The organism is Bradyrhizobium sp. SMVTL-02 (assembly GCF_051853005.1).
GTDB lineage: Bacteria > Pseudomonadota > Alphaproteobacteria > Rhizobiales > Xanthobacteraceae > Bradyrhizobium.
In genome coordinates, this window is sequence record NZ_CP182469.1 from 6,857,775 (window position 1) to 6,878,867 (window position 21,093).

The window sequence follows — 21,093 nt, forward strand, 5'->3', positions numbered from 1 at the left end:
CGGGGACGAAGACAGTTGGACTCGCGGAGAGTCCCCCTCACCCGGAATCCGCGCTTGCAGCGCGCATTCCGGCCTGCAAGCGGGGAGAGGCGAAGAAACCTCAATCGATATCATTCAGCGTCGCGAACAGCGTCTGGCGCGAGGCGACGGCCGTAATGGCGCCGATCAGGACCGCCTGCACCGCAAGTACGACATAGCCGGACGGCCGCAGCGAGAAGGTGCCCAGCAAGGCCGCGAACTGGTCGCCGACCGGCGTTCCCGAGAACCAGCCGGCGACCGACTCGGAGAAGCCGAACACCAGCATGGCGGCGCCGCCGCCGATTACGCCGCCTTCGAGGCCGAGCCTGAGGAAATGCCGCAGGAAGCGGTTGGCGATGTAGCGGTCGCCGGCGCCGACGAAATGCAGCACCTCGACGATCGGACGGTTCGCCGCCATCGCGCCGCGGGTCGCGAACGACACCGAGATGATGGTCGCGATGATGACGAGCGCGAGGATGCCGAGGCCCGCGAGCACGGTGGCATTGGTCATCGAGCGCATGCGCTCGATCCAGGCGCGGTGATCGTCGACGCTGGCGCTCGGCGCCACTTGCGTCACGCGGGCGCGCAGGACGCCGAGATCGAGCGGCGTGCCCGGCTGCACCCGCCCGATGATCATGCGCGGCACCGGCAGATCGTCCATCGACAGGCCGGTGCCGAGCCACGGCTCGAGCAGCTTGCCGCTCTCGTCCTTGCTGAACGGTTTGACCTCGACGATGCCGGGCTGCGCGCGCATCGCCTCGGTCACGGCCACGGTGTCGCGGTCGAGATCGCGCCCCGCTTGCGGACGGACCTGGATGGTGATCTCGCTTGCGACTTCCGACTGCCATTCCGCGGCGGAGGCGCTGACCAGCAGCACCGTGCCGGTGGTCATCGAGGCCAGGAAGGTCATGATGGCGACGACGGCGACCAGCGCGCGGCCATGGATCGAGGCGCGCGGCACGATCGGCGACATGTTGCGCGCCTTGGCCGGAAGCTGCGGACGCTCCTGTCCGAGATCGACCAGCACGCCACGCTCGTCGGTCCTACTCATAGACGTGCAACCGTCCCTGATGCAGCACCAGCCGCCGCGCCTCGTACTGGTCCATCAGGCCGATGTCGTGGGTCGCGATGATGACGGCGGTGCCGGATTTGTTGAGCTCGATGAAAAGCCGCAGCAGGCGGCGGCCGAGCGTCGGATCGACGCTGCCGGTCGGCTCGTCCGCGAGCAAAAGCTGCGGCCGCGAGATCACCGCCCGCGCGATCGCGGCGCGCTGCTTCTCGCCGCCCGACAGGATCGGCGGCAGCGCGTCCATGCGGTCGCCGAGGCCGACCCAACGCAGGAGGTCGATGACCTCCTTGCGATAGCTCGACTCGGTGCGGCCCATGACGCGGAACGGCAGCGCGACATTCTCGTAGGTCGTCATATGGTCGAGCAGTCGGAAATCCTGGAGCACGATGCCGATGCGCTTGCGCAAGTCCGCGATCTCGTCCTTGCCGAGTTGCGAGATATCGTGGCCGAAAAGATTGACGAGGCCGCGCGTCGGCCGATGCGACAGGAACAGCAGGCGCAGCAGTGAGGTCTTGCCGGCTCCGGACGGGCCGGTGAGGAACTGGAAGGAATGCGCGGGGATCTGGAAGCTGAGGTCGCGCAGAATCTCCGGCCCCAGGCCGTAACGCAATCCGACATTTTCGAACCGAACCAAGCTCAGCTCCGTTCGAGAGGGGGCGATAGACGCGGCGCGGCGCGCTGTCCTACGCGATCAACGGTTTTTGCGACCGTTATGGTTTCCGGTTCGTTAACGGTCGCCTTGTAGCATCCAGGGCAACCGGCTCTCCGGGTCATCACGACCAGTCCATGCATCAAGGCTCGTCCATGCATATCGTCTGCCCCCATTGTACGACATCCTACGCCATCAAGCCCGCGAGCCTGGGGGCGAATGGACGGACGGTCCGCTGCTCCCGCTGCAAGGAGACCTGGGTCGCCTATGCCGAGGATGCCATCGAGGAGGCGTCCATCCCGGCCATGGCCGCGGCCCGAGAGGCCGACGACCAGTCCGACCTCGCCGCGCAGTGGAACTCCTATGCCGAGTACGATACCGCCGCCGACACCCCCGTGATTGACAGCCCCTCGATCGCCAGCGACTGGCCGGCCGACGACGCCCGGGAACTCGAGGACGAGTGGTCGGCGGCGGCACGGTCCGCCGAGGAAGAAGCCGTCGGCGCACAGCACCGATCCTGGTTCCGCAGCCTGTTCAGCCGCCCCGGGGCGCGGGTGAAGCGCCCGACTCCCACTGTTGCTCCGCGAAAATCCTATTTCGGCCTGCCGACCGCCTGCGCCGCCATGGCCGCGCTGGTGCTGGCCCTGATCATGTGGCGCGGCGATGTGGTGCGGCTGCTGCCGCAGACCGCCGCGTTCTACAAGATGGTCGGGCTCGAGGTGAATCTGCGCGGGCTGGCGTTCAAGGACGTCAAGCTGTCCAGCGAGACCGTCGACGGTAAGCAGGTGCTGGTGATCGAGGGCGTGATCGTCGGCCAGGGCAAGAAGCCGCTCGACATCCCGCGGCTGCGATTTGCCGTCCGCGACGCGCAGGGCGCGGAGATCTACGCCTGGAATGCCGTGCTGGAACAGACCGTGCTGCAACCCGGCGAGCGCGCCTCCTTCCGCTCGCGCCTCGCTTCGCCCCCGCCGGAGGGCCGCAACATCGACGTTCGCTTCTTGAACCGGCGCGACATCTCCGGCGGCAGCGTGTAATCGTCGCGCGGTTGCTCCCAAGGTTGGTCTCATGCCCAAAATCCTGATCGCCGATGACGAGGATTCGATGCGCACGCTGGTGGCACGCGCCATCGCCATGGACGGCCACGAGACCGTGACCGCGCAGGATGGCGCCGAGGCGCTGGAGATCCTGACCCGCGAGGATGGCGCGTTCGATCTGCTGCTCACCGACATCCAGATGCCCGTCATGGACGGCATCGCTCTGGCGCTGTCCGCCGCGCGCGACTTCCCCGACCTGACCATCCTGCTGATGACCGGCTTTGCCGACCAGCGCGAGCGCGCGTCGAACCTCAATGCGCTGGTGCATGACGTCGTGACAAAGCCGTTCTCGGTCGCGGATATCCGCACGGCCGTGGCCGATGCGCTCGCCGCGAAGAAGCGGTAGCCGGCAGCGGTATCGCCACATCATCATTGCGAGATCATTGCGAGCGCAGCGAAAGCGATCCCGACTGCTGCCGCGGAAAGATTCTGGATTGCTTCGCTACGCTCGCAGCGACCGAGGGTTGTGGCGCGGTCGTCGCCCGGATGAGCGCAGCGACATGCGGGACCATTGGCCCCGGATGTCGGTTCGCTCATCCCGGCTAGAAGAAGGCTATCGCCTCAAAAATCCTTCAGCAGCCGCTCGATGTAATCGAGCTCGATCTGCGGGCGCGAGGGATCGCCCAAGCGGCGGCGGAGCTCTTCGAGAATGCGGCGGACGCGCTGGGCGTCGATCTCGCCGGGGATCTTGACTGTGTAGTCGTCGCTGAACTCACGGCCGTGAAGCGGCCGGCCGAGCGGGTCGGTCTGATTGGCGCCGCTCTGCTGGCGGCCGGCCCGGTTGCCGGGACCATCGCCCTGCCCGTCGCCGTCGCCCTGCTGCATCGCCTCGGCCATCTTCTGCGCACCCTTGCGCAGGGCGTCGAGCGCCTTGCCCTGCGAGTCCACGGCACCATCCGCGTTGCCCTCGCCGAGCTTCGAGCCGGCATCGCCCATCGCGCCGTCGGCGGCGTCGAGGCTGCCGTCATCATCGCCCTGGTCGCCGTCCTGATCGCCATCCTGGCCGGACTGTCCCGGATCGCCCTGCTGGCCCTTCTGCCCCGGCTGACCCTTCTGGCTCTTTTGTCCCTTCTGGGTGAGGCCGCGCTTGGCGAGCTCGTCCTGCAGCTTCTTCAGGCGATCGCGCAGCGCCTGCTGGTCCTGCTGCAGGTCCGACATCGACTGGTCGCCCTGCTTGCCGCGGGAGCGGTCGCGCCGGGAATCCTGGCCCTGCTTGAACGTCTTGTCGCGCAATTGCTGCTGCTTGCGGATCATGTCGCTGAGCTCGTTCAGCGCCTGCTCCATGTCGCTGTCGCCGGATTGCCCGGGCTGCGCCATCTGGAGATTTTCCATGATCTGCGCGAGCTGCTCGAGCATGCGCTGGGCCGCCTCGCGATTGCCCTCGCGCGCCGCCTTCTCGATCTGCTTCAGCAGCTCGTCGAGATCGCGCTGCGTGATGACGTTGCGATCGCGGCTGGAGGACTGGCTCCGCTCCGTCGCGCGCTTGTATTCCTCGAGCTTCTGGATGGCGTCGGATTGATTGCCCAGGCTCTTGCCGGATTCCTTCTGCCTCAGGCTGTCGCCGGAATCCTGCATCGCCTTTTCAGCGCTGTCGAGCAGCGCATCGGGATCCTGGTCCAGCTGGGCAGCGGCCGGCGAGACGCCACCCAGCAGCAGGGCGAAGCAGGCGATCGAGATCGCCTTGAAGACTGGCAGGCGCGCTAGCTTCCGCATTTCCGGTCCCGCGTAAACTGGTTGGCCCCGTCGTTGCCCCCCTTCGCCCGGTTGCTCGCCGACTTCCGATAGGCCTGAAGCTGCTGGCGCAGCGCGTCCTGCTGCTGCGCCAGCTCCGCGAGCTGCTCCGCCGTCGCCTTCTGGGTCTTCTGTCGCAGCTCGATCGCCTTGTCGAGGATGAGCTGAACCTCCGCCGGGAACGGCTGCCGGGGGCCGAGCGGATTCTGCTCGGCGCGCCGGGCGAGATCGCGCACCTTGCCGGCCATCGCCTCGCGGAGCTTCTGCGTCAGCACCTTGATCTCGTCCTCGCTGGCGCCGCGTTCGAGCGCATGCTTGAGCGCGTCCTGCGCCGAGCGCAGCGCGGCGTTGACGCTGCCGGCGACACCGTCGTCCTCGATGGTGACCGCGAACGCCCACATGCTCGCCACCACCTCGCGGAGCGCATCGTCGGTGCGGGCCGCCTCGAGCTGGGCAGCGAGGCTGCGCAGGCCGAGATAGCAGCCGGCATCCGGCGTGAACAATTCCGGCGCGATCATCAGCGCGTCGAGCGCGGCGTAGACGTCGGAATTCTTGTTGGCGTCGAGCGCGAGGATGCGGCGCTGCTCGATCAGCGCGCGCGCGAGCGAGTTGGTGAACAGGCGCTCGGGCAGGCGCAAGTTGAACGGCTCGCTTTTTGCCTCGTTGCCGGCCTCGTCCTTGGCGCTGAGCGTCAGCGTGACATCGGCGCCGGCATAGGGATCTTCGCTGAGGTCCTTCACCGTCTGGCCGACGCCGTTGCGGGTGCGCGCGTTCGGCAGCACCAGCGGGAATTGCGGCGGCTGGAACAGCGGCCGCGCCGCGGCCTTGCTGTCGTCCTTGCCGTCGGCGGAGCGCAGGCCGATTTGCGCCTCGGCGCCGGTGACGCCGTAATCGTCCTCGATCTTGTAGGAGAGCTGGAGCCCGCCGCGCGCCTGCCGCTCCGGATCCTTGACAAGCGAGATCGTCGGCGGACGGTCCGGCGTCGCCGCAAACGCCCATTGCGGCTGGCCGGACGGCGCACGGACATGCGCGGTGCCGTCGGCGGTGATGGCGAAATGCTTCTCGTTGGTGCCCTTGGGCGTGGCCTCGGTGGGAGCGACCTCCTTGAGACCGCCGGAGACAACGACATCGAGGTTGCCGCCGGAAGAGCGCACGATCAGGGTCGAGCCGGCGGGAACGGCGAGCGGACCGCTCGCCGGTAGCGCTGCAGCTTCCTTGTTGGCGGCCGACAGGATCACCGGCGGCCTGCCCGTGTAGAGCGGCGGCGTAACCCAGGCATCGACGCGTATGTTCGTGGGTGCCAGCACGCCGTTCCAGTCGAAGGCGGCTCCGACGCGCATCGCGCGCTCGTCGCCGGCCGCGAAGAAGGTCGCAACCAGCATCACCATGACCAGCGCGCGCAGCGCCCAGGGATCGTGGAGCGCGAGCCGCGGGCGCGGCAGACCGGCACGGATGCGCTTCAGCGAGCCCAGGGTGCGCTCGCGCTGCGCCTGCCACAGCGCCTTCGCGATCGGATCCTGCGAGGTCAGCGTATCCGCGAGCGTGGTGGCCGGGCGGTGACGAATGCCGGAGCCGCGGTCGAGCCGGCTCAGCGCCTCCTCGCGGCTCGGCCAGCGGAACTTGAGCAGGGGGAACAGCACGGCGGTCGCAACGCCGGCAAAAATGGCGAGACCGATCGCACGCGCCAGGAACGGCAGCGCAAGCCAAAGACCCGCCCAGGACACCACCAGGAACAAGCCGATGACGGTCAGCAGCCGCGCGAGATTTGGCCAGGCACGTTCCCACGCGATGGCATAAACGGCCCTGTCGAGGGCCTGCGCCAGCTTCAGCCGCGACAGAGCGTCGCCATCGCGGATCGGGTCTGACGGGTCGGGGGTGACGCCGTTCAATCAGCTCTCCAGGTTGCCCGGTAGAGAGAAGCGTATCACAACGGCAGCACTGAGGCATCCGTTCCTGTACGGGAGCGACCCCTTTTCCTGCATAACACGAGGACGTGACTGGTCCGCCTCAACCCCGTAATTTCCGCGGCGCCACCTCAGGGAAGCGAAGGAAACGCCATGGACAAGAAGATGCACGACAAGGGCCTCGAGGTCCGCAAAGCGGTACTGGGAGAAGCCTATGTCAACAACGCCCTGAAGAACGTCGACGATTTCAACCGTCCGTTCCAGGAGATGCTCAACGAATATTGCTGGGGCACGGTGTGGGGCCGCGAGGAGCTGCCGCGCAAGACCCGCAGCATGCTCAACATCGCGATGATCGCGATCCTCAACCGCCAGCACGAGTTTCGCGCGCATCTGAAGGGCGCGCTGACCAACGGCGTCACCCGCGACGAGATCCGCGAGATCCTGATGCAGGTCGCCATCTACGGCGGCATGCCGGCCGCCGTAGACAGTTTTCGCATCGCGCGCGAGGTGTTCGCGGAGATTGACGGGAAGGCGTGAGGCCCGTCTCTCTCCGGCGTGGTCCCGGCCTTCGCCGGGACGGCAGCGAGTATGGGGCATGCGGCTTCGTACTCAACAAAAAATAACAAGCACAAGGAAACACCATGGACATCGGATTCATCGGGCTCGGAAACATGGGTTTCCCGATGGCGCGGCGGCTGATCGAGGCGGGACACAGGCTGGTCGTGTTCGACACGCGCAAGGAGATTGTCGAAAAGCTGGTGGCACGTGGCGCCACTGCCGCGTCGTCGCCGAAGGACGTCGCCGATCAGGTCGAGACCGTGATGGCGAGCCTGCCCTCGCTACGGGCTTCGCTCGACGTTGCAACGGGCGCGAACGGCGTGATCGAGGGCAAGCGCGCAAAGCGCTTCATCGATCTCTCCACCATCGGCTCGGCAATGGCGGCGAAGATTCACGGGCTCCTGGCCAAGCGCGGCATCGTGCAGATCGACTGTCCCGTCTCCGGCGGCGTCGGCGGCGCCGAGAAGGGCACGCTGGCGGTGATGGTGTCGGGGCCGAAGGCGGAGTTCGAGCTGCTCAAGCCCGCACTCGACGTGATCGGAAAGGTGTTCTTCATCGGCGAGAAGCCGGGCGCGGCGCAGACCATGAAGCTCGCCAATAATTTCCTGTCGGCTACCGCGATCGTGGCGACGTCGGAAGCCGTCGTGATGGGCGTGAAAGCCGGGCTCGATCCCGCCGTGATGATCGACGTCATCAATGCGGGCTCCGGCATGAACACCGCAAGCCGCGACAAGTTTCCGCGCTCGGTGCTGCCGCGCACCTTCGATTTCGGCTTCGCCACGGGGCTGATGGTCAAGGACGTACGGCTGGCGCTGGAGGAGATGAAGCAGCTCGGCCTGTCGATGGAGGTCGCCGAGGCCGTCGGGCGGCTGTGGGAAACCGTGATCAGCGCGGAAGGCGCGGAGTCGGATTTCACCGCGGCCATCAAGCCGATCGAGAAGAAGGCGGGAGTCGTGGTGGGTGGAGCAAAGGGCGGATTGGCAGGGAAGTAGAGTCAGCCTTCCGCCGTCGTCCCGGCGAAGGCCGGACGACGGCGTGGTTGTTGAGCCAGCGCGGCCTCACAGCCACGGCGCCGGCTTGTCCATCGCGATCAGCTGCTCGACGTCGATGCGGGGGCGCACCACGGCGTACTGGTCGCCCTTCACCAGGACCTCGGGCACCAGCGGGCGCGTGTTGTAGGTGCCGGCCTGCACGGCGCCATAGGCGCCGGCGGTCATGATGGCGAGGAGATCGCCCGCCTTCGGCATCGGCAGCGTGCGGTCGAGCGCGAGATAGTCGCCGGTCTCGCAGACCGGGCCGACCACGTCGGCCGTGATCGTGGCCGCATCCTTCCCCGGCTGCGTCACCGGCAGGATGTCGTGATGAGCCTCGTACAGCGTCGGGCGGATCAGATCGTTCATCGCGGCGTCGATGATGACGAAGTTCTTGCCGTCGCCGTGCTTCACATAGATCACCTTGGCGACCAGGATGCCGGCATTGCCGACGATCATGCGGCCCGGCTCGAACATCAGCGTGCAGCCGAGATTGTGGCTGACGCGCTTGACCATGGCGGCATAGGCGGCGGGCGCCGGCGGCGCCTCGCGGTCCATGTAATAGGGAATGCCGAGACCGCCGCCGAAATCGACGTGGCTGATGTCGTGGCCGTCGCTACGCAGCGTCTGCACGAATTCGGAGAGGATGCGGAACGCGGTCTCCATGCCGGAGAGATCGGTGATCTGGCTGCCGATATGCACGTCGGTACCGGTCACCTGGATTCCGGGCAGCTTCGCCGCGCGCGCATAGACCTCGCGGGCGTGCACGATCGGGATGCCGAACTTGTTCTCGGACCTGCCGGTGGAGATCTTGACATGCGTGCCTGCATCGACGTCGGGATTGACGCGCAACGAGATCCGCGCAGTCTTGCCCATCTCGATCGCAAGGCGCGACAGCAGCTCGAGCTCCGGCTCGGATTCGACGTTGAGACAGAGGATGTCGGCGGCCAGCGCGGCGCGCAGCTCGTCTTCCGTCTTGCCGACGCCGGAGAACACGATCTTGCCGGCGGGAATACCGGCGGCAAGCGCGCGCTTCAACTCACCGCCCGAGACCACGTCGGCGCCGGCCCCCAGTTTGGCCAGCGTGCGCAGTACCGACTGGTTGGAGTTCGCCTTTAGGGCGTAGCAGACCAGCACCTTCTCGCCGGCGAAAGCCTCGGTGAAGACGCGGTAATGCCGCTCCAGCGTCGCGGTCGAATAGCAATAGAACGGCGTACCGACCGTTGCGGCCAGCTCGGACAGGTTCACCGCCTCGGCGTGCAGCACGCCGTTGCGATAGTCGAAATGGTTCATGGCGTTGGCTCGGTTGCCCCAGCCTACCGGCTGGGCTTGTCGTCCAGGAGCGGGTCGAGAATAAACGATTTCTTGGTGCCCCTGGGCGCCGCCGGCGCAGCGTCCGCACCATAGGTGGGATTGAACACGCTCGGCGTCCTCTGGGTCTCAATCTCGGTGTCGGTCGGCGCGGCGACATTGGCCGTGGACGCGCTGGACGCGGTCGGCGGCAGGTCGAGCGGACCCTTGCGGCCGCAGCCGGCAAGCGCGAGCGCCGTCAGGCTCAAGACAATGATGGCCCACCCCGAGCCGGCCGGGCGAAACTTTGACGTCACGACGAAATCCCCACTACGCGGGCCGCACCATACAGAGATTGGCGTGCTCTGGCGAGAGCCGGATGACCATGAAACATCAGCGAAATTTTACCCTCAGCCCAATTTTCGCTCTTTTTCCAGCCGCTTCGCCCAGGCCTTGGCCTGCGACGCTACGTTCTTCGGCGCGGTGCCGCCGAAGCTGGTGCGGCTCTTCACCGACGATTCGACCGAGAGCACACCGAGCACGTCCCTGGTGATCTTCGGCTCGATCGCCTGCATCTGCTTCAGCGGCAGCTCGTGCAGCGCCACGCCGTCCTCCGCCGCCTTGGCCACGATGCGGCCGGTGACGTGGTGGGCGTCGCGGAACGGCATCTTCAGGGTCCGCACCAGCCAGTCGGCCAGATCGGTCGCGGTGGCATAGCCCTCGCCGGCGGCGGCCTTCATCTTCGCCTCGTCAGGGACCAGATCGCGGACCATTCCGGTCATGGCGCGGATCGCCAGCGACAGCGCGGCAAAACCCTCCATGGCGCCCTGCTTGTCCTCCTGCATGTCCTTTTGATAGGCGAGCGGCAGGCCCTTCATCACGATCAGCAGCCCGTTCAGCGCGCCGATGACGCGGCCGGTCTTGGCGCGCACGAGCTCGGCGGCGTCCGGATTGCGCTTCTGCGGCATGATAGAAGAGCCGGTCGTGAACTTGTCACTGAGGCGGATCAGACCGACCAGGGGCGAGGTCCAGATCACGATCTCCTCGGCAAAGCGCGACATGTGCACGGCGCAGATCGAGGCGGCCGAGAGCGTCTCCAGCACGAAGTCGCGATCGGAGACGGCGTCGAGCGAATTCGCCATCGGGCGGTCGAAGCCGAGCGCCTTCGCGGTGGCGTGGCGGTCGATCGGGAACGAGGTGCCGGCGAGCGCGGCGGCGCCGAGCGGCGATTCATTGAGCCGCTTGCGCGCGTCCTGGAAGCGGCCGCGGTCGCGCCCGGCCATCTCGACATAGGCGAGCAGATGGTGGCCGAACGTCACGGGCTGCGCGGTCTGCAGATGGGTGAAGCCGGGCATCACGGTGCCGGCATGTTCCAGCGCGCGTTCCACCAGAGCCTGCTGGAACGCGGCGAGCGCGGCATCGGTCTCGTCGAGCACGTCGCGGACATAGAGACGGAAGTCGGTCGCGACCTGGTCGTTGCGCGAGCGCGCCGTATGCAGGCGGCCGGCCGCGGGGCCGATCAGCTCCGACAGGCGGCTCTCGACATTCATATGGATGTCCTCGAGCGCGCGCTTGAATTCGAAGCCGCCCTTGCCGATCTCTGACAAAATCGTGTCTAGACCCCTGCCGATATTTTTCGCATCAGAGGCCGTGATGATGCCCTGGCTGGCGAGCATCGCGGCGTGGGCCTTGGACGCGGTAATGTCCTGGGCAAAGAGGTGACGATCCACGTCGATGGAGACGTTGATCTCTTCCATGATCTCATCGGGACGTTCCGAGAACCGGCCGCCCCACATCTTGTTGCTCATGATCCCCTGCTCACGCCTTGCCTGTCGCTAGCCACGTTTGCTGGCCGCGGCCAGCCGTATTAAGAGGCCCCTGATAGCCATATCTGCAACCGGATGACAAACGATATGCTCGACAAGAAGCCCTCCGCCACGCGCCGGATCCCCGTCGTGATCGCCACCGTGGCGATCGGCGGGCTGGCCGGCTTCGCCGCGCTGTATGGGCTGGGCCTGAGCCGGGCTCCTGGCGGTGATCCGACCTGCAAGCCGGCGGTCGCAACCGCGCAAAAAATCGCGCCGCTGGCGCATGGCGAGGTGGCGGCGCTGACCATCGCAACCGCGCCGCTGAAGCTGCCCGACCTCACCTTCGAGGATGCCGACGGCAAGCCGAAGAAACTGTCCGATTTTCGCGGCAAGACGCTGCTGGTGAACCTCTGGGCCACCTGGTGCGTGCCCTGCCGAAAGGAGATGCCGGCGCTGGACGAGCTCCAGGGCAAGCTTTCGGGGCCGAATTTCGAGGTCGTGGCGATCAACATCGACACTCGCGACCCGGAGAAGCCGAAGACCTTCCTGAAAGAGGCCAACCTGACCCGGCTGGGCTACTTTAACGACCAGAAAGCCAAGGTTTTCCAGGATCTTAAGGCGATAGGGCGGGCGCTGGGGATGCCGACCTCGATGCTGGTCGACCCGCAGGGCTGCGAGATCGCGACGATCGCGGGGCCGGCGGAATGGGCGAGCGAGGATGCGCTGAAGCTGATCCGCGCCGCGACCGGCCAGGCCGCCGCTTCGCTTTAAGCCGTCACGTTGAGATTGCCGCCGACGCCGGGGGCGACATTGGCGAGGGAAGGCTGACCGGCGCCGAGCAGGGTCAGGACAGTGGACTTCTCCATGTCCATGTTCTGCTTGGTCAGCGTCGCCGCAATATTCGACTGCAGCGCGCCTTGCTGAGCGGCCAGCATGGTGCTGACCATCGCCATCATGTCCATTACGCGAACCCTCGTAGCGGGCGTAACCTAGGCGCGAGGGGTTAACGGGACATGAATTGTCACGAGCCGGATGCAGCTCGTAGGGGGATTAGCCGAATGCGTAACCCACCCCTGTTCGTATCCGGAGAGGCAGAAGAGGTCGGGCGGTTTGCGCTTCGCGCAACCCGCGGGGCTAACCCACCCGTCAGCGTGTCGGAATCGGCTTGGCGCCGCGGTAGTCGTAGAAGCCGCGCTGGGTCTTGCGGCCGAGCCAGCCGGCCTCGACATATTTCACCAGCAGCGGGCACGGGCGGTACTTGGAATCGGCGAGGCCCTCGTGCAGCACCTGCATGATCGACAGGCAGGTATCGAGGCCGATGAAATCGGCGAGCTCGAGCGGGCCCATCGGATGGTGGGCACCGAGCTTCATCGCAGCGTCGATCGCCTCGACATTGCCGACGCCTTCATACAGCGTGTAAATCGCCTCGTTGATCATCGGCAGCAGGATGCGGTTGACGATGAAGGCCGGGAAGTCCTCGGAGACCGCGACCTGCTTGCCGAGCTTGGCGACGAATTCCTTGGCTGCCTCGAAGGTCGCATCATCCGTGGCGATGCCGCGGATCAGCTCGACCAGCTCCATCAGCGGCACCGGATTCATGAAATGAATGCCGATGAAGCGCTCGGGCCGGTCGGTGGCGGCAGCAAGGCGGGTGATCGAGATCGAGGACGTGTCGGAGGCGACGATCGCCTCGGGCTTCAAGATGGCGCAGAGCTCGTGGAAGATCTTGCGCTTGACCTCTTCCTTCTCGACCGCGGTCTCGATCACGAGATCGCAATCGGCGAGTTCGTCGAGCTTCTCGGCGGCCACGATGCGCGACAGCGCCTTGGTCTTGGCCTCCTCGGTAACGACCTTCTTGGAGACCTGGCGGGCCAGATTGCCGTTGATGGTGGCCATGCCCGACTTGAGGCGGTCGGCCGAAACGTCGTTGAGCACCACGTCGAAGCCGGCGAGCGCGGCAACATGCGCGATGCCATTGCCCATCTGACCCGCGCCGATCACGCCGACCTTCTTGATCACTGCCGCCATAATGTCATCCACCGGAACGGCGCGCACATCGCGCCCTGCGTCTGATTTGACCAGAAACCTGATTTAATCAGAACCTTGGCTCGAAACCTAGATTGGATCGCTTCGAAGGCGTGCCCCACGCCAAAGAAAACGGCTCAAAAATGAAACACCGGCCGGAGTTTATACCTCCGGCCGGTGTTTTGAACGCGTTTTACTTGCCGAGCTTGCCGAGTTCGGCCGTCAGCTCCGGAACCGCCTGGTAGAGGTCGGCGACCAGCCCGTAATCGGCGACCTGGAAGATCGGCGCGTCCTCGTCCTTGTTGATCGCGACGATCACCTTGGAGTCCTTCATGCCCGCCAGATGCTGGATCGCGCCGGAAATGCCCACGGCGACATAGAGCTCGGGGGCCACGACCTTGCCGGTCTGGCCGACCTGCCAGTCATTCGGGGCATAGCCGGCGTCCACCGCCGCACGCGAGGCACCGACACCGGCGCCGAGCTTGTCCGCGAGCGGCTCGATGTACTTTGCGAAGTTTTCCCGGCTCTGCATGGCGCGGCCACCGGAGACGATGATCTTCGCCGAGGTCAGCTCGGGACGGTCGCTCTTGGCGACCTCCTCGCCCACGAAGGACGACAGGCCGGGATCGGCCGCCGCCGCCACGGTCTCGACCGGCGCGCTGCCGCCTTCGCCCGCCGCGGCGAAGGTGGAGGTGCGGACCGTGATGACCTTCTTGGCATCCTTCGACTTCACCGTCTGGATGGCGTTGCCGGCATAGATCGGTCGCTCGAAGGTGTCGGGGGCGACCACCTTGATGATCTCCGAGACCTGCATGACGTCGAGCAGGGCGGCGACACGCGGCATCACGTTCTTGAAGCGCGAGGTCGCGGGCGCGACGATCGCGTCATAGGACGGGGCCAGCGAGACGATCAGCGCGGCCAGCGGCTCGGCGAGATCGTGCGCATAGAGCTCGCCGTCGGCGAGCAGCACCTTCTTCACGCCGGCGAGCTTGGCGGCGGCATCCGCCGCGGCCTTGGCGTTCTGGCCGGCCACCAGCACCTCGACGTCCGCGCCGAGCGCGGCAGCCGCGGTGAGGGTCTTGTTGGTCGCATCCTTCAGCGACGCATTGTCGTGTTCGGCAATCAGAAGCGTCGTCATCAGAGCACCCCGGCTTCGTTCTTGAGTTTCGACACCAGCTCGGCGACGTCCTTGACCTTGACGCCCGCCTTGCGGCCCGCCGGTTCAGTGGTCTTGAGAACCTCGAGGCGCGCGGCGACATCGACGCCGTAATCGGCGACGGTCTTCTCCGCGATCGGCTTCTTCTTCGCCTTCATGATGTTCGGCAGCGAGGCGTAACGCGGCTCGTTGAGACGAAGGTCGGTGGTGACGATCGCCGGTCCCTTCAGCTTGACGGTCTGCAAGCCGCCGTCGACTTCGCGCGTGACCTTGAAGTCAGAACCTTCGACCTCGAGCTTGGAAGCGAAGGTCGCCTGCGACCAGCCAAGCAGCGCGGCCAGCATCTGGCCGGTCTGGTTAGAGTCGTCGTCGATCGCCTGCTTGCCGAGGATGATGAGGCCAGGCTGCTCTTCTTCCGCAACCTTCTTCAGGATCTTGGCGACGGCGAGCGGCTCGACGGTGGCTTCGGCCTTCACCAGGATGCCGCGATCGGCGCCCATGGCAAGACCGGTGCGGATCGTCTCCGACGCTTGCGCCGGTCCAATGGAGACCACCACGACTTCGGTCGCCTTGCCGGCTTCCTTCAGGCGCAGCGCTTCCTCGACGGCGATTTCATCGAACGGGTTCATCGACATCTTGACGTTGGCGAGTTCAACGCCCGATCCATCGCCCTTGACGCGGACCTTGACGTTGTAATCGACCACCCGCTTTACCGGAACTAAGACCTTCATCGATCCTCTTTCACTCAATTTGGGAGGGGTTATCAACTGGCGCGGAACCTAAAGGCCTGATCCGGCCCGGTCAACGCGCGAACGTGCCAATTTTTAAACCTTAGAAATGCGCGGTCCAAATGGGTCAGCGGTTCTGGCCCGGAACCCAGAGCACGTCCCCGGCACCATTACGGTTAGCGGCACGGCTCGCCACGAACAGGAAGTCCGAGAGGCGGTTCATATACTGGATTCCAGCCGCGCTGACCGGCTCGCTTGGCCGGGCCGCCAGTTCCACGATGACGCGTTCCGCCCTGCGGCATATCGTGCGCGCAACATGCAGGTAGGCCGCGGCCGGCGTGCCGCCGGGGAGCACGAAGGAGGTCAGCGGCGCGAGCTTGTCGTTGAGCGCGTCGATGTCGCGCTCGAGCCGCTCCACCTGGCTCGCGACCACCCGCAACCGCTCGGCGTTGCCTTCACGTTCGGGCACCGCAAGATCGGCGCCGAGGTCGAACAGATCGTTCTGGATCCGGCCGAGCATCGCGTCGAACTCGGGCATGTCATGGGTATGGAGCCGCACCACGCCGATCGCGGCATTGGTCTCGTCGACGGTGCCATAGGCCTCGATGCGCAGATCGTATTTCGGCCGGCGCTCGCCCGAGCCGAGCGCCGTCGTGCCGTCGTCACCGGTCTTGGTATAGATGCGGTTCAATACCACCATGTTCAGCGTCCCATCGCCCAGACCGCGGCCATGGCGATGACGATCGCCACGAACTGAAGCAGCACCCGCCAGCGCATCAGCTTCTGCGAAGTGTTTGGCGAGCCGCCGCGCATCATGTTGACGAGACCGAGCAGCAGCACCAACGCCACGGCGCCGACCGCGATCGGCAGGATGAAAGTACTCAGGACAGATGCCATCTGAGGGTAGATAACACCGTGCGCGGCGGTCCGCCATGGCGTTCCCGATCTGGCTTTTAAGTCAATAATATCAGAAGCTAGCTGGATGAGTTCAGATTTGCTCGAGCGGCCTGTCTTCTTCGCCTCTCCCCGCTTGCGGGGAGAGGCCGGAATGAGCGCGCAGCGCGGACTCCGGGTGAGGGGGAGTCTCCCCGAATCGCTCTCCCACCGTCCTCGCGGAGGCTCCCCCTCACCCGCCGCGCGTGCCGCGCGTGGGCCTTTCCCCGCGCGCGGGGAGAGGCGAAGCCGGAGCAAGCCGTGAAAGCCATCCGCTACATCTACTGCGTGCTGGAGGATGCGTTTTACACGTTCCTGGCCGACGACGGCTGGGCGATCGCGAGCCATATCGCGCTGTCGACCCTGATGGCGCTGTTCCCGTTCCTGATCGTGCTGACCTCGCTCGCCGGCTTCTTCGGCTCCAAGGAACTCGCCGACCAGGCCGCCAGCCTGATGCTTCAGGTCTGGCCCAAGCAGGTCGCCGATTCGATCTCGGGCGAGGTGCACGACGTGCTGACCACCACCCGCACCGGCATTCTGACCATCGGCGCGGCGCTGTCGGTCTATTTCGCCTCGAACGGCGTCGAGGCGCTGCGCGTCGCGCTCAACCGTGCCTATGCCGTGGTGGAGATGCGGCGCTGGTACTGGCTGCGGTTGGAATCGATCGCCTACACGCTCATTGCGGCGTTCACGGCCCTCGCGATGGCGTTCCTGATCGTGCTTGGTCCGCTGATCATCGAGGCGGCGCGGCGCCACATTCCCCTGTTCGTCGAATCGAACGAAAGCATTCTCACCTGGCTGCGCTACGGCATCACCATCAGCGCGCTGGTGGTGGCGCTGTTCATCCTGCACGCCTGGCTGCCGGCGGGACGGCGCAGCTTCCTTCAGATCATGCCAGGCATCGTCTTCACCGTCGTGGCGTCGCTGATCTCCGGCGTCGTCTTCGGACAATATCTGGCGCGCTTCGCCAACAACTACGTGACGATGTATGCGGGGCTCGCCTCGGTGATCATCGCGCTGGTGTTCCTGTATTTCATCGCCGCGATCTTCGTTTATGGCGGCGAGCTCAATGCCGCGATCATCAAGTCGCAGCTTCCTCACGGCGTGTCGCTTCAAGCAGCGCAGTCGCTAGAGCCCGCGGAGACACAGGCTTGATCAGGAAGGCGTCGGCGCCGGCTTCACGCGAGGCCGCCTCGTCCTCGCCTCGCCCGGAGACCCCGATGATGGGGATCCGGGCCAGCGGCGCCGGCATGGTGCGGATCCGCCTGATCGCCTCGAGGCCGTCGATCCCAGGCAGCACCATGTCCATCAGCACGGCATCGAAGGCGCCCTGCTCCAGCCGGTTCACGGCATCCTCGCCGCGCCCGATGAACTCGGCATGATGGCCAAGCTCGGTGAGGATCGTGTTGAGCACGACGCGGCCGAAGGGGTTGTCCTCGACGCTGAGCACGCGGAGCGCAGCGACCGCATCCACCTCGGCTTGGCCTTGCGATTTGCCCGACCTGGCCGGACCCGCCGCATCCAGCGACACCGTCAATGTGAAGGTGGCGCCGCCGCCAGCGCGCGGTGCGACCGAGATGTCGCCGCCCATCGCGCGCGCCAATTGCTTCACCGAGGACAGACCGAGGCCGGCGCCGCCGAAACGCGAGGCGATGGTGACATTGGCCTGGGTGAACGGGCGGAACAGCCGCTTGATCTCGGCCATGGTGAGGCCGATGCCGCTGTCGGACACCGCGAAGGCGATGCCGACCCTGCCCTTGCCCTTTGCTGTGCCCTTGTTGGCGGGATGGCAAGGCGCCACCGCCAGCGCCACACCGCCCTGCTCGGTGAATTTCACGGCATTGTCGATCAGGTTCTCGAGCGCGGCGCGCAGGCGGACGGGATCGCCGACCACCAGCCCCGGCAGCTTGTCGGAAATATCGATCTGGGCCTGCAGTCCCTTGGCCGCGGCGCGCCCGGCGAGCGAATCGCCGGTGCTGCGCGCGAGCGCCCGCAGGTCGAACAGATCCTGCCGCAGCGTGCTGCCGGCCATCCCCGCGCCCTTGCCCGTTTTGGCAGCGTCCACGAACAGCGTGGCAAGGCTCGCCAGATGCTCGGCGCCAGCCTTGATGGTGTCAGCCCAGCGCCGCTCCCGCTCTCCGAGATCGGAGGTCGCGAGCAGATCGCTGATCGCGAGAATGCCGGTCAGGGGGGTGCGGACCTCGTGGGCAAAGGCGGCGAGCGCCGCCTGGACCACATCTGGCGCGGCCGCCTTGGTGGCACGCTTGCGCGACCGGCCCGCCGCCTCGGACCGTTTCCGAGGCGGGCGCCGGGACGTCCGCGTAGTGCGCACTGCGCGCGTTTTCGCCGCCATAATTCCCCTTCGAAGTCGTCCCCTTCGAACCCGGACTATCGGGCAAGAATGGCATGACGGAACCCTCGGAGTCACGGCAGCGTTTCGCTAACTCCCAGAGAAACTTAATCTAATCCGACCAGCCGACGGACACTGGCAGGTGTGGCACCCGCGATGCGCAACTGCCGCAACCCCGTCGCGCGGCTGGATTTCGACAGCTTCCGCCCCTCGCCATCGCGAATCAGCGCGTGATGGCGGTAAACGGGTTCCGGCAGGCCAAGCAGAACCTGCAGCAGGCGGTGGACCGAGGTTGCGTGAAACAGGTCCTGCCCCCGCACGATCTCGCTGACGCCCTGGAGCGCGTCGTCGACGACCACCGACAGATGGTAGCTGGTCGGGGTTTCCTTGCGGGCCAGGATCACGTCGCCCCAGGCCTCAGGCCGCGCCGGGACGGTGCCGCGCGCGCCCCCCGGTCCCTCGCCGAGCTCGGTCCAGCTCAGGCCGGCGACGCGGCGGCAGGCGGACGCCATGTCCAGCCGGAGCGCATAAGGCGCGCCCGCGGCGATCAGCCGTATCCGCTCGTCGGCAGGGAGCGACTTCGCATTGCCTGGATACAGGGGCGCGCCGTCAGGATCGCGCGGCCACGGCCCGTCGGCCTCCCGCGCCGCCACCAGCTTTGCGATCTCGGCCCGACTTTCGAAGGCGGGGTAGACGAGGTCCAGCGCGGAGAGTCTTTCGAGCGCGGCGCGATAGTCGGACAGATGCTCCGACTGCCGCCGCACCGGCGTCTCCCAGGCAATGCCGAGCCAGGCGAGGTCCTCGTAGATCGCCGTCTCATATTCGGGCCGGCACCGTGTCGCGTCGATGTCCTCGATGCGCAGCAGCAGCCGCCCGCCGGTCTGAAGCGCCCGATCGAAGTTGAGCAGGGCGGAATAGGCGTGGCCGAGATGCAGGAGGCCGTTGGGGCTGGGGGCAAATCGGAAAACGGGTGGCATGAATTCTCGCAAGACTCGTCATTGCCAGGCTTGACCCGGCAATCCATCTTCCATGACTCTGTTACGATAGGAGATGGATGGCCGGGTCAAGCCCGGCCACGACGCCGGAGAGAGCTTACCGAGCCCCATGACCATCCATCTCGAAACCCAGTCCGACCTCGAAGAAGCCGTCCACGCATTGATCAAGCGCGATCCGCGCCTCAAGCCGGTGCTCGAGATCGCGGGCATGCCGGCGTTGCGGCGGCGCGAGCCGGGCTTTGCGGGGCTCGCGCACATCGTCTGCGGGCAGCAGCTTTCGACCGCGAGCGCATCGGCGATCTGGGCGCGACTGTCCGCCGCCTTCGATCCGTTCGACCATGATGCCGTGCGCCGCGCCCGCACCGACCGGCTGGGGCGGCTCGGCCTGTCCGCCGCCAAAATCAAGACGCTGAAGCATCTGGCGCGCGAGATCAATGCGCAGCGACTGAACCTCGATGTGCTCGCGGAGGAAGATGCCGACGCCGCGCATCACACGCTGATCTCGCTGCCCGGCATCGGGCCGTGGACGGCGGACGTCTATCTGCTGTTCTGCCTCGGCCACGGCGATGCCTGGCCGGCCGGCGACCTGGCCGTGCAGGAGGGCATCAAGATCGGGCTCGGCCTCAAGGCGCGGCCGACGGAGAAGCAGATGGCGCCGCTCGCCGAGCCCTGGCGTCCGCTGCGCGGCGCTGCTGCGCATCTGTGGTGGAGCTATTATCGCGCGGTGAAGAAGCGCGAGGGCGTGCTCGCCGGAAACTAAAGCTTTTTTTCGCATGATCTTTCGGGGAAACCGCTTCGCAGTTTTCCGGATCATGCTCTAGCCCCGCAGCCGCTCGCGATCGGCGCGGGCGCATTCGGCCACGAAGTCGACCACGGCGCGCACCGCGGACAGCTCGACCAGATCAGGATGGGCGAGCAACCAGAGGTCGGCAACGCTGGCGAGCTTCTGCGGCGCGACGCGCACGAGGTCCGGATAACTCTCCGCGACGAAACAGGACAGCGCGGAGATTCCGATCCCCGCGCGTACCGCCGCCAGCATGTCGCCCTGCGACGAGCAACGCATCACCAAGGTGCCCTGGCGCGTGATCGCATCGCTCCAGCGCGCCAGCTGCGCGTTGGAATCCTGATCGGCAAAGCCGATCACGCTGTGCCCCTTCCACTCGCCGCTGCGCTCCGGCAGGGAGCGGCCGGCGGCATAGTCGCGCGAGGCGTAGAAGCCGGTGCCGAGCCGGCCGATCTTGCGGCCGACCAAATTTTCCTCGCCGCTGTCGACCGGGCGCAGCACCACGTCGGCCTCCCGGCGTCGCACGCTGGCCGGGAACGGATGGGTGATGATCTCGAGCCGGATGTGATCATGCGCGGCGAGAAAGGATCGCAGCCGCGGCATCAGCCAGTGCGAGGCCAGGGTCGCGCCGACCGACAGCTTGACCGTGCCCCGCGCCTTGCGCCCGCCGGCGCCGACCGCAGCCTCGGCCCGGAGCGCGGCGGCCGCCATCGCTTCGGCATGCTCGCGCAGCGTGCGCCCGTCGGCGGTGAGCGCGAATCCGTCCGCGGCACGCGCCAGCAATTTTGTGCCGAGTTGTTCCTCCAGAGCGGCGATCTTGCGGCTGACGGTCGGATGGCTCGCATGCAGACGCTTCGCCGCGGCGGTGAAGCTGCCGGTGTCGGCGACCGCGACGAAGGTCTTGCAGAGGTCCCAATCCACGGGCGGCTCCGTTCAAACATGAATACCTGCTTGTTCAATATTGAACGAT

23 protein-coding genes are annotated in these 21,093 nt (G+C 66.4%); 7 read left to right on the plus strand and 16 right to left on the minus strand.

What is annotated here, in order from left to right; all coding sequences use genetic code 11:
• Positions 1–100: 100 nt before the first annotated feature.
• Both ACNJYB_RS32750 and ftsE read right to left on the minus strand, forming a co-directional pair.
• Positions 101–1,069 carry a cell division protein FtsX gene (locus tag ACNJYB_RS32750; protein ID WP_439370643.1) on the minus strand — a complete coding sequence of 323 codons (969 nt, stop codon included), beginning with the start codon at positions 1,067–1,069 and terminating at the stop codon, positions 101–103.
• A complete protein-coding gene (gene ftsE, locus ACNJYB_RS32755; RefSeq protein ID WP_439370644.1) occupies positions 1,062–1,721 on the minus strand; it encodes a cell division ATP-binding protein FtsE in 660 nt (219 codons plus the stop codon). Before ftsE ends, ACNJYB_RS32750 begins: the two co-directional genes overlap by 8 nt.
• Positions 1,722–1,891: 170 nt before the next feature.
• Here ftsE and ACNJYB_RS32760 point away from each other — a divergent pair, with 170 nt between their 5' ends.
• Both ACNJYB_RS32760 and ACNJYB_RS32765 read left to right on the plus strand, forming a co-directional pair.
• Positions 1,892–2,770, plus strand: coding sequence for an MJ0042-type zinc finger domain-containing protein (locus ACNJYB_RS32760; RefSeq protein ID WP_439370646.1), 879 nt, complete (start codon positions 1,892–1,894; stop codon positions 2,768–2,770).
• Between the two features lie 31 nt (positions 2,771–2,801).
• A complete protein-coding gene (locus tag ACNJYB_RS32765; RefSeq protein WP_439370647.1) occupies positions 2,802–3,176 on the plus strand; it encodes a response regulator in 375 nt (124 codons plus the stop codon).
• Positions 3,177–3,391: 215 nt separating this feature from the next.
• On the opposite strand, the gene ACNJYB_RS32770 is transcribed toward ACNJYB_RS32765, so the two are convergent.
• Together ACNJYB_RS32770 and ACNJYB_RS32775 are read right to left on the minus strand one after the other, a co-directional pair.
• Entirely contained in the window at positions 3,392–4,543 is a 1,152-nt protein-coding gene (locus ACNJYB_RS32770) for a DUF4175 family protein (protein WP_439370649.1), read from the minus strand.
• Positions 4,531–6,450 carry a TIGR02302 family protein gene (locus ACNJYB_RS32775; protein WP_439370650.1) on the minus strand — a complete coding sequence of 640 codons (1,920 nt, stop codon included), beginning with the start codon at positions 6,448–6,450 and terminating at the stop codon, positions 4,531–4,533. The genes ACNJYB_RS32770 and ACNJYB_RS32775 overlap by 13 nt, the downstream gene beginning before the upstream one ends.
• Positions 6,451–6,618: 168 nt before the next feature.
• On the opposite strand from ACNJYB_RS32775, the gene ACNJYB_RS32780 reads away from it, so the two are divergent.
• Positions 6,619–7,002 carry a carboxymuconolactone decarboxylase family protein gene (locus ACNJYB_RS32780; protein WP_008567285.1) on the plus strand — a complete coding sequence of 128 codons (384 nt, stop codon included), beginning with the start codon at positions 6,619–6,621 and terminating at the stop codon, positions 7,000–7,002.
• 104 nt (positions 7,003–7,106) lie between these two features.
• A complete protein-coding gene (locus tag ACNJYB_RS32785; RefSeq protein WP_439370651.1) occupies positions 7,107–8,015 on the plus strand; it encodes an NAD(P)-dependent oxidoreductase in 909 nt (302 codons plus the stop codon).
• Between the two features lie 66 nt (positions 8,016–8,081).
• Here the strand turns inward: ACNJYB_RS32785 and lysA are convergent, their stop codons facing one another.
• The 3 genes from lysA to argH form a co-directional block, all read right to left on the minus strand.
• Entirely contained in the window at positions 8,082–9,347 is a 1,266-nt protein-coding gene (gene lysA / locus ACNJYB_RS32790; RefSeq protein WP_439370653.1) for a diaminopimelate decarboxylase, read from the minus strand.
• A 23-nt stretch (positions 9,348–9,370) separates the two neighbouring features.
• On the minus strand, positions 9,371–9,661 hold the full coding sequence (lptM, locus tag ACNJYB_RS32795; RefSeq protein WP_439370655.1) for an LPS translocon maturation chaperone LptM: 291 nt from the start codon (positions 9,659–9,661) through the stop codon (positions 9,371–9,373).
• Between the two features lie 93 nt (positions 9,662–9,754).
• Positions 9,755–11,152 (minus strand): argininosuccinate lyase, encoded by a 1,398-nt coding sequence (gene argH, locus ACNJYB_RS32800; protein ID WP_439370656.1) that lies wholly within the window; start codon positions 11,150–11,152, stop codon positions 9,755–9,757.
• A 105-nt stretch (positions 11,153–11,257) separates the two neighbouring features.
• On the opposite strand from argH, the gene tlpA reads away from it, so the two are divergent.
• Complete coding sequence (gene tlpA / locus ACNJYB_RS32805; protein WP_439370657.1) at positions 11,258–11,923, plus strand: thiol:disulfide interchange protein TlpA; 666 nt, start codon at positions 11,258–11,260, stop codon at positions 11,921–11,923.
• Here the strand turns inward: tlpA and ACNJYB_RS32810 are convergent.
• The 6 genes from ACNJYB_RS32810 to ACNJYB_RS32835 form a co-directional block, all read right to left on the minus strand.
• Positions 11,920–12,114: a hypothetical protein gene (locus ACNJYB_RS32810; RefSeq protein ID WP_439370658.1), complete on the minus strand. Its 195-nt coding sequence runs from the start codon at positions 12,112–12,114 to the stop codon at positions 11,920–11,922. The genes tlpA and ACNJYB_RS32810 overlap by 4 nt on opposite strands.
• A 184-nt stretch (positions 12,115–12,298) precedes the next feature.
• The gene (locus ACNJYB_RS32815) at positions 12,299–13,180 is read right to left on the minus strand and encodes a 3-hydroxybutyryl-CoA dehydrogenase (protein ID WP_439370660.1); all 882 of its coding nucleotides are present in this window, start codon (positions 13,178–13,180) and stop codon (positions 12,299–12,301) included.
• A 190-nt stretch (positions 13,181–13,370) separates the two neighbouring features.
• Positions 13,371–14,315, minus strand: coding sequence for an electron transfer flavoprotein subunit alpha/FixB family protein (locus ACNJYB_RS32820; protein WP_439370661.1), 945 nt, complete (start codon positions 14,313–14,315; stop codon positions 13,371–13,373).
• A complete protein-coding gene (locus tag ACNJYB_RS32825) occupies positions 14,315–15,064 on the minus strand; it encodes an electron transfer flavoprotein subunit beta/FixA family protein (protein ID WP_439370662.1) in 750 nt (249 codons plus the stop codon). Before ACNJYB_RS32825 ends, ACNJYB_RS32820 begins: the two co-directional genes overlap by 1 nt.
• 124 nt (positions 15,065–15,188) lie before the next feature.
• Positions 15,189–15,761 (minus strand): cob(I)yrinic acid a,c-diamide adenosyltransferase, encoded by a 573-nt coding sequence (locus ACNJYB_RS32830; RefSeq protein WP_439370664.1) that lies wholly within the window; start codon positions 15,759–15,761, stop codon positions 15,189–15,191.
• A gap of 2 nt (positions 15,762–15,763) precedes the next feature.
• Complete coding sequence (locus tag ACNJYB_RS32835; RefSeq protein WP_439370666.1) at positions 15,764–15,958, minus strand: twin transmembrane helix small protein; 195 nt, start codon at positions 15,956–15,958, stop codon at positions 15,764–15,766.
• 297 nt (positions 15,959–16,255) lie between these two features.
• Here ACNJYB_RS32835 and ACNJYB_RS32840 point away from each other — a divergent pair, with 297 nt between their 5' ends.
• Entirely contained in the window at positions 16,256–17,149 is an 894-nt protein-coding gene (locus ACNJYB_RS32840) for a YihY/virulence factor BrkB family protein (RefSeq protein ID WP_439370668.1), read from the plus strand.
• Here the strand turns inward: ACNJYB_RS32840 and ACNJYB_RS32845 are convergent.
• Together ACNJYB_RS32845 and gluQRS are read right to left on the minus strand one after the other, a co-directional pair.
• The gene (locus ACNJYB_RS32845) at positions 17,076–18,347 is read right to left on the minus strand and encodes an ATP-binding protein (RefSeq protein WP_439370669.1); all 1,272 of its coding nucleotides are present in this window, start codon (positions 18,345–18,347) and stop codon (positions 17,076–17,078) included. The genes ACNJYB_RS32840 and ACNJYB_RS32845 overlap by 74 nt on opposite strands.
• A gap of 104 nt (positions 18,348–18,451) precedes the next feature.
• Positions 18,452–19,321, minus strand: a complete 870-nt coding sequence (gene gluQRS / locus ACNJYB_RS32850; RefSeq protein WP_439370671.1) for a tRNA glutamyl-Q(34) synthetase GluQRS — start codon at positions 19,319–19,321, stop codon at positions 18,452–18,454.
• A gap of 127 nt (positions 19,322–19,448) precedes the next feature.
• Here gluQRS and ACNJYB_RS32855 point away from each other — a divergent pair, with 127 nt between their 5' ends.
• Positions 19,449–20,099, plus strand: coding sequence for a DNA-3-methyladenine glycosylase family protein (locus ACNJYB_RS32855; protein WP_439370672.1), 651 nt, complete (start codon positions 19,449–19,451; stop codon positions 20,097–20,099).
• 57 nt (positions 20,100–20,156) lie between these two features.
• Here the strand turns inward: ACNJYB_RS32855 and ACNJYB_RS32860 are convergent, their stop codons facing one another.
• Complete coding sequence (locus ACNJYB_RS32860) at positions 20,157–21,044, minus strand: LysR family transcriptional regulator (RefSeq protein WP_439370674.1); 888 nt, start codon at positions 21,042–21,044, stop codon at positions 20,157–20,159.
• Positions 21,045–21,093 lie beyond the last annotated feature (49 nt).

Excerpts from the sequence above, each read along its gene's own strand:
- ACNJYB_RS32785 (WP_439370651.1), top strand. The coding sequence starts at position 7,107 with ATGGACATCGGATTCATCGGGCTCGGAAACATGGGTTTCCCGATGGCG.
- ACNJYB_RS32845 (WP_439370669.1), bottom strand. The coding sequence starts at position 18,347 with ATGGCGGCGAAAACGCGCGCAGTGCGCACTACGCGGACGTCCCGGCGC.
- ACNJYB_RS32825 (WP_439370662.1), bottom strand. The coding sequence starts at position 15,064 with ATGAAGGTCTTAGTTCCGGTAAAGCGGGTGGTCGATTACAACGTCAAG.
- gluQRS (WP_439370671.1), bottom strand. The coding sequence starts at position 19,321 with ATGCCACCCGTTTTCCGATTTGCCCCCAGCCCCAACGGCCTCCTGCAT.
- ACNJYB_RS32760 (WP_439370646.1), top strand. The coding sequence starts at position 1,892 with ATGCATATCGTCTGCCCCCATTGTACGACATCCTACGCCATCAAGCCC.
- ACNJYB_RS32830 (WP_439370664.1), bottom strand. The coding sequence starts at position 15,761 with ATGGTGGTATTGAACCGCATCTATACCAAGACCGGTGACGACGGCACG.
- ACNJYB_RS32855 (WP_439370672.1), top strand. The coding sequence starts at position 19,449 with ATGACCATCCATCTCGAAACCCAGTCCGACCTCGAAGAAGCCGTCCAC.
- ACNJYB_RS32835 (WP_439370666.1), bottom strand. The coding sequence starts at position 15,958 with ATGGCATCTGTCCTGAGTACTTTCATCCTGCCGATCGCGGTCGGCGCC.
- ACNJYB_RS32810 (WP_439370658.1), bottom strand. The coding sequence starts at position 12,114 with ATGGACATGATGGCGATGGTCAGCACCATGCTGGCCGCTCAGCAAGGC.
- ACNJYB_RS32815 (WP_439370660.1), bottom strand. The coding sequence starts at position 13,180 with ATGGCGGCAGTGATCAAGAAGGTCGGCGTGATCGGCGCGGGTCAGATG.
- ACNJYB_RS32770 (WP_439370649.1), bottom strand. The coding sequence starts at position 4,543 with ATGCGGAAGCTAGCGCGCCTGCCAGTCTTCAAGGCGATCTCGATCGCC.
- ACNJYB_RS32750 (WP_439370643.1), bottom strand. The coding sequence starts at position 1,069 with ATGAGTAGGACCGACGAGCGTGGCGTGCTGGTCGATCTCGGACAGGAG.
- tlpA (WP_439370657.1), top strand. The coding sequence starts at position 11,258 with ATGCTCGACAAGAAGCCCTCCGCCACGCGCCGGATCCCCGTCGTGATC.
- ACNJYB_RS32780 (WP_008567285.1), top strand. The coding sequence starts at position 6,619 with ATGGACAAGAAGATGCACGACAAGGGCCTCGAGGTCCGCAAAGCGGTA.
- lysA (WP_439370653.1), bottom strand. The coding sequence starts at position 9,347 with ATGAACCATTTCGACTATCGCAACGGCGTGCTGCACGCCGAGGCGGTG.
- ACNJYB_RS32765 (WP_439370647.1), top strand. The coding sequence starts at position 2,802 with ATGCCCAAAATCCTGATCGCCGATGACGAGGATTCGATGCGCACGCTG.
- argH (WP_439370656.1), bottom strand. The coding sequence starts at position 11,152 with ATGAGCAACAAGATGTGGGGCGGCCGGTTCTCGGAACGTCCCGATGAG.
- ACNJYB_RS32820 (WP_439370661.1), bottom strand. The coding sequence starts at position 14,315 with ATGACGACGCTTCTGATTGCCGAACACGACAATGCGTCGCTGAAGGAT.